Source organism: Pseudomonas kielensis (genome assembly GCF_014236655.1).
Lineage (GTDB): Bacteria > Pseudomonadota > Gammaproteobacteria > Pseudomonadales > Pseudomonadaceae > Aquipseudomonas > Aquipseudomonas kielensis.
Map to the genome: position 1 here is coordinate 169095 of NZ_JACMYG010000003.1, position 13998 is coordinate 183092.

General features: G+C 61.9%; 15 protein-coding genes. 4 read left to right on the plus strand and 11 right to left on the minus strand.

The features are described from left to right. Positions 1-146: 146 nt before the first annotated feature. The 3 genes from H7995_RS04085 (at position 147) to nudC (ending at position 2999) form a co-directional block, all read left to right on the plus strand. Positions 147-1088, plus strand: a complete 942-nt coding sequence (locus H7995_RS04085; protein ID WP_185818027.1) for a hypothetical protein — start codon at positions 147-149, stop codon at positions 1086-1088. A gap of 261 nt (positions 1089-1349) precedes the next feature. Continuing rightward, complete coding sequence (locus H7995_RS04090; RefSeq protein WP_166591728.1) at positions 1350-2162, plus strand: crotonase/enoyl-CoA hydratase family protein; 813 nt, start codon at positions 1350-1352, stop codon at positions 2160-2162. Between the two features lie 6 nt (positions 2163-2168). Beyond that, the gene (nudC, locus tag H7995_RS04095) at positions 2169-2999 is read left to right on the plus strand and encodes an NAD(+) diphosphatase (protein ID WP_166591729.1); all 831 of its coding nucleotides are present in this window, start codon (positions 2169-2171) and stop codon (positions 2997-2999) included. Here nudC and H7995_RS04100 read toward each other — a convergent pair. From H7995_RS04100 to H7995_RS04140, 9 genes are all read right to left on the minus strand, one after another. Continuing rightward, a complete protein-coding gene (locus H7995_RS04100; RefSeq protein ID WP_166591730.1) occupies positions 2967-3746 on the minus strand; it encodes a TSUP family transporter in 780 nt (259 codons plus the stop codon). The two genes, nudC and H7995_RS04100, sit on opposite strands and share 33 nt — an antisense overlap. A gap of 96 nt (positions 3747-3842) precedes the next feature. Further along, positions 3843-4781, minus strand: coding sequence for a helix-turn-helix transcriptional regulator (locus H7995_RS04105; protein WP_185818028.1), 939 nt, complete (start codon positions 4779-4781; stop codon positions 3843-3845). 101 nt (positions 4782-4882) lie between these two features. Then, positions 4883-5383, minus strand: coding sequence for an outer membrane beta-barrel protein (locus H7995_RS04110; RefSeq protein WP_166591732.1), 501 nt, complete (start codon positions 5381-5383; stop codon positions 4883-4885). Between the two features lie 108 nt (positions 5384-5491). After that, a complete protein-coding gene (locus tag H7995_RS04115) occupies positions 5492-5959 on the minus strand; it encodes an EAL domain-containing protein (RefSeq protein ID WP_166591733.1) in 468 nt (155 codons plus the stop codon). Between the two features lie 239 nt (positions 5960-6198). After that, the gene (locus H7995_RS04120) at positions 6199-6681 is read right to left on the minus strand and encodes a hypothetical protein (RefSeq protein ID WP_232534610.1); all 483 of its coding nucleotides are present in this window, start codon (positions 6679-6681) and stop codon (positions 6199-6201) included. Beyond that, a complete protein-coding gene (locus H7995_RS04125; RefSeq protein WP_185818029.1) occupies positions 6678-7493 on the minus strand; it encodes a transcriptional regulator in 816 nt (271 codons plus the stop codon). Before H7995_RS04125 ends, H7995_RS04120 begins: the two co-directional genes overlap by 4 nt. A 90-nt stretch (positions 7494-7583) precedes the next feature. Beyond that, on the minus strand, positions 7584-8201 hold the full coding sequence (locus H7995_RS04130; RefSeq protein WP_182344526.1) for a DUF3313 domain-containing protein: 618 nt from the start codon (positions 8199-8201) through the stop codon (positions 7584-7586). A gap of 180 nt (positions 8202-8381) precedes the next feature. Then, a complete protein-coding gene (locus H7995_RS04135; protein WP_166591737.1) occupies positions 8382-8861 on the minus strand; it encodes a nuclear transport factor 2 family protein in 480 nt (159 codons plus the stop codon). A 40-nt stretch (positions 8862-8901) separates the two neighbouring features. Further along, positions 8902-9480 (minus strand): TetR/AcrR family transcriptional regulator, encoded by a 579-nt coding sequence (locus H7995_RS04140; RefSeq protein WP_166591741.1) that lies wholly within the window; start codon positions 9478-9480, stop codon positions 8902-8904. A gap of 115 nt (positions 9481-9595) precedes the next feature. On the opposite strand from H7995_RS04140, the gene pssA reads away from it, so the two are divergent. After that, positions 9596-10939 carry a CDP-diacylglycerol--serine O-phosphatidyltransferase gene (gene pssA, locus H7995_RS04145; protein ID WP_185818030.1) on the plus strand — a complete coding sequence of 448 codons (1344 nt, stop codon included), beginning with the start codon at positions 9596-9598 and terminating at the stop codon, positions 10937-10939. 3 nt (positions 10940-10942) lie between these two features. On the opposite strand, the gene H7995_RS04150 is transcribed toward pssA, so the two are convergent. Then, on the minus strand, positions 10943-12145 hold the full coding sequence (locus H7995_RS04150) for an MFS transporter (protein WP_182344528.1): 1203 nt from the start codon (positions 12143-12145) through the stop codon (positions 10943-10945). Between the two features lie 261 nt (positions 12146-12406). After that, complete coding sequence (locus H7995_RS04155) at positions 12407-13996, minus strand: ABC-F family ATPase (protein ID WP_095168355.1); 1590 nt, start codon at positions 13994-13996, stop codon at positions 12407-12409. Positions 13997-13998: the final 2 nt, after the last annotated feature.

Here is a 13998-nt window from a genome sequence, read left to right on the forward strand (position 1 = left end):
TTGCAAATTGCATGGGCGGCAAACCGCAGTAGTTTTCAACTGATTGAAATAGAACGGTTTATTCAAAGTTGGTCGCTGGCATGTTGGCTGCAATACCAGGTCTGAAGCGTTGCAACCGTCTTCCTCATGCCTGGAGCACTACAACAATGAATAGAACCTCTGATATGTATCCGGCCGATCTGCCAGCGTCGAGTGCGCTGTCGGGGGTGTCCTGGGCGGCGATTTTTGCCGGGGCCGCTGCGGCGGCTGCGCTGTCGCTGATTCTGGTGGTGCTGGGTTTTGGCCTCGGGTTTTCGGCGGTGTCGCCGTGGGCCGGGAGCGGGATCAGTGCCAAGGGCCTGGGGATCTCCACTATTGTCTGGCTGGCGTTCACCCAGATTGTCGCCTCGGGGCTCGGTGGCTACATCGCCGGACGGCTGCGGGTGAAGTGGTCGAACATGCATGGCGATGAGGTGTATTTTCGCGACACGGCCCATGGCTTTTTGGCTTGGGCGGTGGCGACCCTGGTGACTGCGACCCTGGTGGTCGGCTCGGTCAGCAGTATCGTCGGTGGTGGCGTGCAGGCCGGTGCCAGTGTGGCGGGTGGCGCGGCCAGTGCCATGACCCAGGCCGCGGGGACCGCTGCCAGCCAAGGTGGCGCGGATGATTACGGCTATTTCGTCGACACCCTGTTTCGCGATGATCGTCCGGCGGCGGTGAGCGACGATGCCGCCCATGCCACCGTGACGCGGATCTTCGTGCAGACCTTGAGCCACGACGGTCAACTGGCGGCGGAGGATCGCGCCTACCTGGCCCAACTGGTGGCCCAACGGACCAACCTGACCCAGGCCGATGCCGAGCGCCGTGTCGATGACGTCTTCGCCAAGGTGCGCAAGGCGGTCGACGATGCCAAGCTCGCAGCCAAACAAGCGGCGGACACGGCCAGTAAAGTGGCGGCCTGGACTGCGCTGTGGATGTTTGTCGCACTGTTGTGTGGTGCGTTTTTTGCGAGCCTCGCCGCTACCTTTGGCGGTCGCCGCCGGGATGCGGTGGTGTACCTGGAACCGGCCGGCTACATCCCGGTCACTGCGCCCAACGCCATTCGTTGATTGAAGGAGAACGACCATGCGCTCACTCTTGCTGTTTTTCCTAGGCGTGCCGATCCCGATCATTATCCTGATCGCCCTGTTCATGCATTGATCCTGCCACAGCGCTGAACCCACCGCGTCCGCCCCTGGCAGGCGCGGTTTTTTTTGCGTCCGGTATCTGGCAAAGCCAGTCCTGTTTTTGGCCGATGCGGCGCCTACGGCTGCGGGCAGCGGCTTGGTATAGTTCGGGCCTTCATTTCTGTGCCAGCAAGGATTACTGCCATGCCCGAATATCAAGCCTTTCGCGTCGAACTGGCGGACAACATCGCCCATGTGCAGATCAACCGTCCGGAAAAGATCAACGCGATGAATGCCGCGTTCTGGACTGAGATCATCGAGATTTTCCAGTGGATCGAAGACACCGATGAGGTTCGTGCGGTGGTGATCAGCGGTGCCGGCAAGCATTTCTCCTCGGGGATCGACCTGATGATGCTGGCTGGGGTGGCTAACGAAATGGGCAAGGACGTGGGTCGCAACGCGCGTCTGCTGCGGCGCAAGATCCTGGCCTTGCAGGCCTCGTTCAATGCGGTCGACAACTGCCGCAAGCCGGTATTGGCGGCGATCCAGGGCTATTGCCTGGGCGGGGCCATCGACCTGATCAGCGCTTGCGACATGCGCTACGCGGCCGCCGATGCGCAATTCTCGATCAAGGAAATCGACATCGGCATGGCTGCCGACGTCGGCACCCTGCAACGCTTGCCGCGGATCATTGGTGACGGCATGCTGCGTGAACTGGCTTACACTGGACGCACCTTTGGCGCCGAGCAAGCGCGTGAGATTGGCCTGGTCAATCGGGTCTACCCGGACACCGAGAGCCTGCTGGACGGGGTCATGGGCATTGCCCGCGAGATCGCCGCCAAGTCGCCGATTGCCATCGCCGGCACCAAGGCCATGATCAGCTACATGCGTGATCACAGCATCAACGATGGCCTGGAATACATCGCCACCTGGAACGCCGCCATGCTGCAGTCCAACGATCTGCGCGTGGCCATGGCCGCCCATATGAGCAAACAGAAGCCCGAATTTCTGGATTGAGACCACATGACTTCACGCTGGACCACGGCAGTACTCGACACCGACGTAACCGGCGGCTGGGCGGTAGCCCGCAGCCCCGAAGGTTTTTTGTTCGATGACAACGGCGCGCTGTTCCCCCGGGAATGGCTCAAGCGCCAGGACCTGTCGCTTCTGGCCGAGCATGGCATCGGTCATCTCGACGGTGAGCCGGTGTACCTGCTGGAGTTGCAGGCGGCGGGCGAGGTGCCGGGGTGTGGCTGGAAAGGTTTGCGTGGGTTCATGCTTGAGGGCGATCACACGTTGTACAAGGTGCTCGGTTACGCCGCGCAGATCGGCACCTGGGCCCGCGAGCACCGTTTTTGTGGCAACTGCGGCCAGGCCATGGTCCAGGTGCCACGTGAGCGGGCGATGTATTGCCAGCCGTGTGACCTGCGCAGTTACCCGCGCATTTCACCGAGCATGATTGTGCTGATCACCCGTGGCGACGAGATTCTCCTGGCGCGTTCGCCGCGGTTTGTCAGTGGGGTCTACAGCACCCTGGCCGGTTTTGCCGAGCCCGGGGAGTCGGCCGAGGACTGCCTGATTCGTGAGGTGCGCGAGGAGGTGCAGATCGAGGTCAGGAACATCCAGTACCTGGGCAGCCAGTGCTGGCCGTTCCCCCATTCAATGATGCTCGGCTTCCATGCCGAGTACGCCGCGGGCGAGATCGTCCCGCAAGCCGATGAGATTGAAGACGCCCAGTGGTTCAACATTCACGCGCTGCCGCCGTTGCCGGCGTCGCGCTCGATTGCCCGTTACCTGATCGACGTCTACGTTGCGCGGCGCTTAGGCCACGCTGAACCAGTGCTGCCAGGCTAGGCGCACGGTCAGGCCGAGCACCACCGTGATGAATACCGGGCGAATGAACTTCGCCCCGCCGCTGATGGCGGTGCGTGCGCCAAAAAACGCTCCGACCATCACCGACACACCCATGCTCAGGCCGATGATCCAGTCCACCTGCCCGGAAAAAATGAACACCGACAGCGCGGCCGCGTTGCTGACGAAGTTCATGCTGCGCGCCACGCCGCTGGCCTTGACCAGGTCGATGGGGTACAGCAGCAGGCTGCTGACGGTCCAGAACGCACCCGTGCCGGGACCGGCCACGCCGTCGTAGAAACCGAGGCTGAAGCCTTGGGTCGACTGCCACTTCTTCTTGATTGGCGCGTCGCTGTCCACCGGCGCTTTGGGTGTACCGCCAAACAGCAGGTACAGGCCACAGGCGAACACAATCACCGGGAGCATTTTGTTCAACCATTCGGCCGGCAGGTAGTGCGCCACGACCGCGCCGGTCAGCGCCCCCACCAGGGTGCCGACAATTGCATGCACCCACTGCCTTGGATGGAACAGTTTGCGCCGGTAGAAGGTGACGCTGGCGATGGCCGAGCCGAAGGTCGCGCTGAGCTTGTTGGTGCCCAGCACCAGGTGCGGAGGCAGGCCGGCGGTGAGCAGGGCCGGGGTGGTCAGCAGACCGCCGCCACCGGCGATGGCATCGATGAAACCGGCAATAAATGCAACAACGGCCAGAATGGCCAGGGTGGTGAGGTCTACGCTGAGTTCGAAAGGCATGGGGTCGACTTATTCGGTGGGGCAGTAGGGTAGGGCCGGCGCCATCTTACCCATAACCTGTGGCGGCGGCGACCGCTGCACCGCCCGCCGCCCGGTTCAGGCGCTGTTGCGGCGCATCGTCTGGGACGGCGACTCACCGTAGGTACGCTGATAATCCTGGGAGAAACGCCCCAGATGGAAGAAGTTCCAGTGCATGGCCGTTTCGGTCACGGTCGGCCAGCGCTGGGTCAGCAGGTCGTGCCGAGCGTTGGACAGGCGCAGGGTGCGCAGGTAGGCCATGGGCGTGGTGCCGAAGGTCTCGACGAAACCCTGGTGCAAGGTGCGGCCGTGGGTCCCGAGGGTTTGCGTGAGCTGCTCCATGCACAGCGCGGTGTGCGCATGGGCGTGCAGGTATTCGATGGCCTGGCTGGCGATGTGTCTGCGCAATGGCGCTTCGCGCGCCGAGTCCTGGCGTGGGCTCAGGGCCTGCAGCAATGAGCTGAGCAAGGTCGCTTCCCATTGCGAGCCGGACACGACGTCAGGTGGATGGCGCTGGTTCAACGAGACGCTGATGGCGTTGACCGCGTTCAGCACCGAATAGTGATCGTGGGCCTGATAGCGCTGGCCCTGGCGCTGCTTGAGCACGTCGGTGGTGCCGTACAGTTCGCGGCACTGCTCGTAGTGTTCCAGGGTGGTGGTGACGGTGAACAGGGCTTCGTTGGGCTCGCACAGGTAATGCACCGGTTCGCCGCTGTACAGCACCACCATTTCATTGGGGTACAGCCGCTGGTGGTTCCAGGTCGGGCGGCCCGTGGACGACTGGGACAGGGCGAAGGTGATGTGCCCCTCGGGTACGCAACTGACGGCGCTGATGGAACACTTGAAATCGAATCGGCTATGGCGCAGGCGAGGGCCGCGCATGTGCTTGAGGCGATGGATGCACGCGTGTTTCTCGACGGAAGAAAAATCGATGTGCCATTGGTCATTGCCAGTGGACAGTTCGTCCAGGGCGACGGATTCGAGGGTCAGTAACGCGGGGGTTGGAAGGGCGGACATGCTGTACAGGAAGGGCACCTGAAAAGACTCGGGTTGAGTGGGCCTGGCGGCGTCTGAGTGGCCAGGGCGGGCGAGCATTGCGCGCGCCCGACCGGCGAAACTCAGAAGAGTATATAGGCCGACGCCGTGGTCTGGTTCAGATCTAGGTTACCGACCTGTAACACTTCATACTCGGCGCGGATGCCAATGTTGCGCAGCACGTCCATCTCGACTCCGGCGCCGTAGGTCAGGTCGACCCCGGTGTCATCGTCGGCAGCGTTGCCATCGGCGTCCCAGGCGTGGGCGCCGACACTGCCGAACAGGCGAATGCGCTCGCCGATAGGGAAGCCGACGTGGGCGGCGACCTGGGCCGAGTGACCTTCGAAGTCGAGGTTGTCGTCCTTGAACTTGCCGAGGTCGACGATGGCGCCCTCGAATGCCAGGTAACCATTGGCGCGGTAACCGCCGTAGACCTTGTAGCTGTTGTCTTCATCGCTCAAGGCGCTGTCGTCGGTTTCGATGCTGGTCACACCGGCGCCCAGGTAAAAGCCCTTGTCATCGGCGAACGCTGGCAGCGCCAGCAATGACAGCAGGGAAACGAAGGCGAATTTTCGAAATGGCATGTGCAGGGTAGTCCTTGTACGGGTTTGTCAGGTGTGAAGTGTTGGCCGGGAAATTGCCCGGCCCCAATGATTGATAAAAGTCATTAATGCTTATTGCCGTCGCCGCCCTCAGCGGCCCAGGGTCTGTGCTTCGTTGGCAATCGCGAAGTACTTGCGCGCCAGTGCGGCAATGGGCAGCGCGGCAGACTGATTGCCCGGGGAACTGGCGCTGGCATCGAGCCTGATCGCCGAGGCGGGGATGTCGTACCGCTCCAATACGGCGGCAACATAGTCCGCGAAATCAGGGTCGAGGATGTCCTGAGGGGACAGGGGAAGGCGGATGGAGAAGTCTTTGCAGGCCCACAGGTAAACGCTGTAGTCCTCGGCGACCTGGCGTACCACAGCACCTGTCATTTGCTGCACGACCTGGGACGGGACACTGATACCGCCCCGGCTCCAGCGTGGCAGGGCGGTGGCGCCGACCAAGCGGCCTGTGCGCCGGTCAGCGATGGGCTGGTATTTGACTTCCAGCCTTCCTTGAGTTGCACAGCTCGACAAGTCCTGTTGTCTCGCCCACGCCAGATAATGCGCCATCATGGTTTGACCCTGGAGTATTCAGATCGGTTGTTTCAACTCGGGGGGCTGTTCACATGTCCACGAGCCAGGCCAGGGTGATTCCGCACAGATAGACGAAGGTGCACAGCAGTATCTTTTGTTTGAGTGGTAAGTGATTCAAGCGACGGCTGAGCATGCGGGTCTCCTTGGGATAGGGAAATGGAGCAGGGTGGGAGCGCCAGGCGCGCAATGGAAATCATTGATTGTCATTTGCCGGGAGGTCAGTGGTTCATGCAGCGCAGGCGGTCCATTTCGTGGAGGAAGAAGCACAGGGTGTTTTCACTGGGTGTCGCCAACAGGCTGTAGTTGAGCGTGGAACCTTCCTGGACGACGTACTGGCGACGAAAAAACAGCTCCGGGGTTTTTTCGATGGCGAACAGCTCGCGGTCCTGGCTCAGTTTGGCGCGCACCACTTGCACCTGGAGGGCATCGTTGCCCGATTGGGTGATGTCGGCAGTCAGGGTGGCATGACGGAACTTGCCGTTGAGGCTTTCGATGGTCGAGTGGGTCATTCGATTTGCGTTCACCGTGAGGTATTCCTCGGTGTTCAATTGACTCTGGTCATCCAGCCACTGCTGACTCAGGGTGTGAAAGTTGCTGTTGTTCTTGAACGGCACCGGCGAATAGAGCCAGGCCCCGATACAGCCCAGGTTGATCAGGCTCAACAGCAGCCACTGCACGGCGGTTTTTCTCTGCAGGCTCACAGGGTCACCTCCAGGCATTGCGCAAGGAGGCTGGCGAGTGGTTTTTGCTGGGGGTTGAACAGCATATTGCGGGTGCTTTGATCGGCACGAATGCAGGAGATCGAGTAGTTGGAGCGGGACTGGTTGATCCAGACCTGGCCGATCAGATGCTTCGGCAGGTCTTGCAGTTGTTGCTCGAGCGCCGTGTAGAGCGCCCGGGCGGAATCGCGGCTGCTGCCCAGGGTGTTGATGGTCAACTGGTCACGCTGGGTGCTCGCCACTTCGATGCTCGGCGCCTTGGCCGAGAACGTGTAGTGGGCCAGGGTTGCCAGGCACGTGAGCAGGGTCACGGCATAGGCAATCGATAGCCATGCTATGGGCTGTTTCGGTTCGACAGGGGCAGGAACAGGGGCTGGGGCGTCGGCCGTCGGGGCAGGCGCCCTGGGGATTTCCAGCTCGACGGGTGCAGGTGTCGGTTGAATCTGCGGGGTGGTCCCGGCGCTGACATACGCCGGGTTGAAGCGATAGCCACGCCGCGGGATGGTCATCAGGATCTCATGATCGCGGCTGTCGTTGAGCAGGTTGCGCAGGGAGAACACCACCTGGTTCAAGCTGCCTGAGGCGACCACGCGGTCATTCCAGGTGTGTTCGATAATCTGCTCCCGGGATTTGATGACCCCGGGTTCGGCGAGCAGTAAATCCAGCAGGCGTGATTCGGCCCGCCCCAGGGTGCTGTGCTGAATTTCGCCCAGGGGCGTGGTGATCGATAACCTGGAGTCCTCAGGATTGAACAGGGCCTTGGAGCCGTTTTTCAAGGTGAAAGAATGGCTCATGGTTCGTCCTCTTGAGTACAGGTGTTCGCGACGTTCTGCTGGTCGGCCACAGTCTGGCCAACCAGGGTGGGGTGGCTACAAGGTGTCGGGTCAGTCGGTTGACGCTTGCTTGGCGAAGGCCAGGTCAGCGCGCTCACGCAATTGTTTGGCCCAGGCATCGAGGGCGGGGTAGGCGTCCTCGACCTTGGTGGCGTCCGCTGGCGAGATTTGCTTGCCCGTGGTGGCGCTGACGGATTGCGCCAGCAACTCGCCGGTCTGGGCATCGCGCATTTCGCTTTCAAAGAAGATGCGCAGGCTTTCATCCCGGGTGCCGGTCAGGTACATGGCACCGCCGATGACAAAGCCGATCGGCAGGTACTCGGGAATCGACAGGTCACGCGGGGTGCGTTCGGTGCCGGTGATGGCGGTGCGCAGCATCAGCGCATGGGGTTCCGGGCGACGGGTGACTTCGTAGCCGGCCGTCAGGAACTGATGCTGCAGCGCCTGGTTCAGGTACTTGAGCATGGCGCTGGTATCGGCCGGGCTGCGCGAGAGGTCCTTGCCGGTGAAGTAAAAGCGCGGCGGCTCCAGGTAGACCCGTTTCTGGTAGGTCTGGTTTATTTCAAGACCGGGCTTGACCCACATTTCGCTCTTGGGCCATTGCGGGTCTTTGCTCAACCTTGCGTAGTCGTTGAGGAATCCGGAATGACGTGTGTCGGCGTCGGGCATAGTCGTACAACCGGTTACGGCGAGGAGCAGGACCACTGGAAGCAGGCGAAAGAGGCGTATCACTGGATTACCCATGGGCGGTGGCGAATGAGCCGCGCATGGTGCAGGGCGCCTGGGGGAGGCGCTATCCGAAAACTGCGAGGCCCGATAGCGCTCCCCTGGGCGACTCTAGCTCAAGGTCTACAGGCCCAGTTCAGACAGCCCGGGATGGTCGTCCGGTCGCCGACCCAGCGGCCAATGGAACAGGCGCTGGTGCTCCTGGATCGGCAGGTCGTTGATACAGGCATACCGCTTGGCCATCAGGCCCTGTTCATCGAACTCCCAGTTTTCATTGCCGTAGGAGCGGTACCAGTTGCCCGAGTCGTCGTGCCATTCGTAGGCATAGCGTACAGCGATGCGGTTATCGCTGAACGCCCAGAGCTCCTTGATCAACCGGTAATCCAGTTCCCGGGCCCATTTGCGGGCCAGGAAAAACCTGGCCTGTTCGCGGTCGTTGATGAACTCGGCGCGGTTGCGCCACTGGGTGTCCAGGGTATAGGCCAGCGACACCCGCTCTGGGTCGCGGGAGTTCCAGCCGTCTTCGGCCAGGCGAACCTTGTGCATGGCCGACTCGCGGTTGAAGGGGGGCAGGGGCGGACGAACTTCGGCAGCAGAGGACATAAAGCGGCTCCGGGGCAGGTTGGGGTGGAACAGCAACTGGCTAGGGCGTGAGGCATTCCAGCTGCAATAACTTTCGCGCCATGTCTTGCGCACGATCAGCGGCACTCTGATCACCCGTCACCAGGGCCACGGTGATGGCGCCATCGATCAGGATCAGCAACTGTCTGGCCAGCGCCTGCGGGTCCTGCACGGCATGGTCCAGACACAGGGTGTGCAGGTAGTCGAGCAGCTTGTCTTTATGTGCCTTGGCGACCTGGCGTACCGGGTCCCGGGGGTCGCCGGTCTCGCCACTGGTGTTGATGAACGCGCAGCCGCGAAAGCCTTCGCTGGCGAACCAGGTCTTGAGCACGTCGAATACATTGAGCAGGCGCTCGCCAGCAGTTGGGGCCTGGTCCACCTGGGTGGTGAACCAGTGCATCCAGCGCTGATCGCGACGCTGCAGGGCGGCAACGATCAACGCGTCCTTGTTGGCGAAGTAGCGATAAATGCTTTTGCGCGAGACACCGGCGGTTTTCACCAGCAAGTCCATGCCCGTGGCGGCAATGCCACTTCGGTAGATCAACTTTTCGGTGACGTCGAGGATGATATCGCGGGTGTCGATGCTATTGATTGGGTTCATGAAACAGAGAGTAGAACGATCATTCTCCTTGGTCAATGCTGGATTGGAAATGTCTATTTTTTCGGACATGGTGTAAGCTCGTGGGTTCTTCGGATTCGACCCATTTGCGAGCCCTATGCCGTCGCTTTTCAAACGTTCCCTGCTGCCCAAACTGCGCAGTTTCGCGCTGACCGCCGATGCGGTCACCATCCTTGATGGCGCTGCCGAGTTTCGTCGTTGCCTGCTGGAGCAGATCGCCCAGGCAACCCGGCGCATCTACATCGTCGCGCTGTACCTGCAACACGATGAAGCCGGCCAGGAAATCCTCGATGCCTTGCACGCCGCCAAAGCCGCGCGTCCGGAGCTCGACGTGGTGGTTGTGGTGGACTGGCTGCGGGCCCAGCGCGGCCTGATCGGTGCCGGTAAACAGCCGGGCAACTCGGCCTGGTATCAGCAGATGACCCGCGACCACGCCAGCGAAGTGCCGGTGTATGGCGTTCCGGTCCAGACCCGCGAGCTGTTCGGCGTGTTGCACCTCAAGGGTTTCGTGATCGACGACTGCGTGATCTACAGCGGCGCCAGCCTGAACAACGTCTACCTGCACAAGTTCGACAAGTACCGCTTCGATCGTTATCACCTGCTGCGCAACCGCGCGCTGGCCGACTCCATGCAACACCTGGTGCAACACGGGCTGATCACCTCCAAGGCGGTACACCGCCTCGACTTGCCGAACCTGCCGAGCACCCGCAGCCTGCGCCACGACATTGGCGACCTGCGCAGCCGCCTCAAGCATGCAGCCTACGACACCACCGCCGGTGACGTGATCAAGGGTGGCCTGTCGGTGAGCCCGCTGCTGGGGGTGGGCAAAAACAACCCGCTGAACCGGGTGATTTGCGAACTGATTGCCAGTGCCCAGCAGCAACTGACCATCTGCACGCCGTACTTCAACCTACCCTTGCCGGTCACCCGCGAGATCAACCGGGCCTTGGCCCGTGGGGTGAAGGTCGATATCGTGGTCGGCGACAAGACCGCCAACGACTTTTATATCCCGCCGAGCGAGCCATTCCGGGTCATCGCCGCGCTGCCGTACCTCTACGAGATCAGCCTGCGGCGCTTCGCCAAGCGGCACCAGCGGGTGATCGACAGTGGGCTGTTGAACCTGCATCTGTGGCGTGACGGTGACAACACCTATCACCTCAAGGGCATGTGGGTCGACGAGCGCTACACCTTGTTGACCGGCAACAACCTCAACCCGCGGGCATTTCGCCTGGACCTGGAAAACGCCTTGTTGATCGATGATCCCAAGGCCGAGTTGCAGGCGCCACGTCGTCGCGAGCTGGCGGAGATTTTCCGCAATACCAGCCGCATCGAGCGTTATCAGCAATTGGAGACGTTGCTGGAGTACCCGCCTGACGTCAGCAAGTTTCTGCGTCGGGTCAGCCGGGTACGGATCGAGCGTCTGCTTTATCGCATCCTCTGAGGCTCAGCGTGGCTTGCGCGAGGGCCACACCGCCACCAGCACCAGCAGGGCCGCTGCGCACAGGTAGGGCAGGCGTGGTTCCAGGGCATAGATCAGGGTGGCGGCCAAGGGTCCGATGACCACGCCAAACCCCTGGGCGGCACCGATGCTGCCGGCCGTGGCGCCTTGCTCGGAAGCCTCCACGGCATTGGCGGCCAGGGCGGCGAAGGACGGGAAAATCCAGCCCATGCCCGCTGCAGAGACAAAAAAGCACAGCCACAGGCCCCAGGCGGTGTGGGCGAACATGCTGCCGGCATAGCCGCACGCCGCAATCAGCGCGCCGATGCGGATCAGGCGCTGCGGCGACCAATCCAGTTTGCGCACGATCAACTGAGAGCAAATCAGCGCCAGGCCGACCATGGTCAGGGCGATGCCGGCGGTTTGCGCCGCTTCGGATGGGCCCATACCCAATCGGTCGATGGCGTAGAAGCCGACGGTGATCTGTGCGATCGACACACACAGCATGGCCACGAAGGCCACGGCCATTGGCCGGCGCAGGCGCGGATCGTTGAGGCGCACGCTGCGCGGGGCTTGCTTGAGGTGCAGTTCCTGGCCCTTGAGCTTGAATCGCAGCACCAGGAATGCCAGCAACGGCAACAGCGCCATGGCGTAGAACGGCAGGCTCAGGCTATAGCGCGACAGCAGGGCGGCGATCGCCGGGCCGATTACCAGGCCACAGGCGTTGGCGGCGCCCAGCGAGGCCATGGCGGGGGCGCGGTACCGGGGTTCGAGGTTGTCGGCGATCAAGGCGTTGCAACCCACCGGAATCGCCGCGTAGAACACGCCAATGATCCCGCGCCCGAGCATGATCCCGATAAACCCCACCAGGGCCGAAGGCAGCCATTGCAGGGAGAGGTCGATGAACACGCAGAGCGCCCAGTAGGCGAGGGTGAAGCCGCCGACGCCGAGCAACAGGATATGCCGGCGGCCACGCCGGTCGCTGAACTCGCCCCAGGGCCGGGCAAGGAGCATCCACAGTACGCCGGACACGGTTACCGCCGCCCCTGCTTGCCAGGTGGCCATGCCCAGCACCCGGGAAATCGGGCCGATCAGCGACACAAAAGCCATCATGGCCATGGTGCAGGCCATGTTGACGACCAGCAGCGGGCGCATGTCAAAGGTACTGTGCGTCAGTGCGGCATCGGCACTGGCGGTGGGCGTGGTCATGGGCAACATCATCCGTGAAAGTCGAGGGCGTGGGGGATGGTAGCCAAAAGCGCACGATCCACAAAGGTCAGAATGTTAACCACCCCCTGTAGGAGCGAGCTTGCTCGCGAAGACGGCGAAAGCAATGCGCAATATCAGCCGGTGCCCGTCAGCGTTGACGAGGTTCGCGTGCAAGCCTGCGCCTGCCACAGCAATAAAAAAGCCCCGTCACCAGGACGGGGCTTTGACTTGCAGCGTGTCGCTTGAAACTAACAGCTGACCTTAGAACACCACGCCTTGGCTGCGCAGGTAGTCGTCGTAGGTGCCGCTGAAGTCGGTCACGCCGCTTGGGCTCAGCTCGATGATGCGAGTGGCCAGGGACGATACGAACTCACGGTCGTGGCTGACGAAGATCAGCGTGCCCGGGTAGTTCTCCAGCGCCAGGTTCAGTGCTTCGATGGATTCCATGTCCAAGTGGTTGGTCGGTTCGTCCATTACCAGCACGTTAGGCTTTTGCAGGATCAGCTTGCCGAACAGCATGCGACCTTGCTCACCACCGGAGATGACCTTGACCGACTTGAGGATCTCATCGTTGGAGAACAGCATGCGGCCCAGGGTGCCGCGTACCAGTTGCTCGCCACCGGTGGTCCAGCGACCCATCCAGTCGAACAGGTTGGATTCGTCTTCGAAGTCGGACGCGTGGTCCTGGGCGTAGTAGCCGATTTCCGCGGCGTCGGTCCATTTCACGCTACCGGCATCCGGGCTCAACTCGTTGACCAGGGTGCGCAGCAGGGTGGTTTTGCCGATGCCGTTAGGGCCGATGATCGCCACGCGCTCGCCGGCTTCAACCTGGAAGCTGAAGTCCTTGAACAACGGCTTGCCGTCGAAACCCTTGGCCATACGCTCGACGATGACCGCCTGGCGGTGCAGCTTTTTGGTCTGCTCGAAACGGATGAACGGGCTGACCCGGCTCGAAGGCTTGACCTCGGCCAGCTGGATCTTGTCGATCGCCTTGGCACGGGAGGTGGCCTGCTTGGCTTTCGAGGCGTTGGCCGAGAAGCGGCTGACGAACGATTGCAGTTCCGAGATCTGTGCTTTCTTCTTGGCGTTGTCCGAGAGCAACTGCTCGCGGGACTGGGTCGCCACGGTCATGTACTCGTCATAGTTGCCCGGGAACAGGCGCAGCTCGCCGTAGTCCAGGTCAGCCATGTGGGTGCAGACGCTGTTCAGGAAGTGACGGTCGTGAGAGATGATGATCATCAGGCTCGAACGCTGGGTCAGGATGTTTTCCAGCCAGCGAATGGTGTTGATGTCCAGGTGGTTGGTAGGCTCGTCGAGCAGCAGCACTTCCGGGTCGGAGAACAGGGCCTGGGCCAGCAGCACGCGCAGTTTCCAGCCTGGGGAGACTTCGCTCATCGGGCCGAAGTGTTGTTCGATGCCAATACCCAGGCCCAGCAGCAGTTCACCGGCGCGGGATTCGGCGGTGTAGCCGTCCATCTCGGCGAACTCGGTTTCCAGCTCGGCAACGGCCATGCCGTCTTCTTCGGTCATTTCCGGCAGCGAGTAGATGCGATCGCGCTCGGCCTTGACCTTCCACAGCTCTTCGTGACCCATGATCACAGTGTCGATCACGCTGAATTCTTCGTAGGCGAACTGGTCCTGGCGCAATTTACCCAGGCGCACGTTCGGCTCAAGCATCACTTGGCCGCCGGACGGGTCGAGGTCGCCGCCGAGGATTTTCATGAAGGTCGACTTGCCGCAACCGTTGGCGCCGATCAGGCCGTAGCGGTTACCTGCACCAAATTTGACCGAGACGTTCTCGAACAACGGCTTGGCGCCGAACTGCATCGTGATATTTGCTGTGGAGATCAATT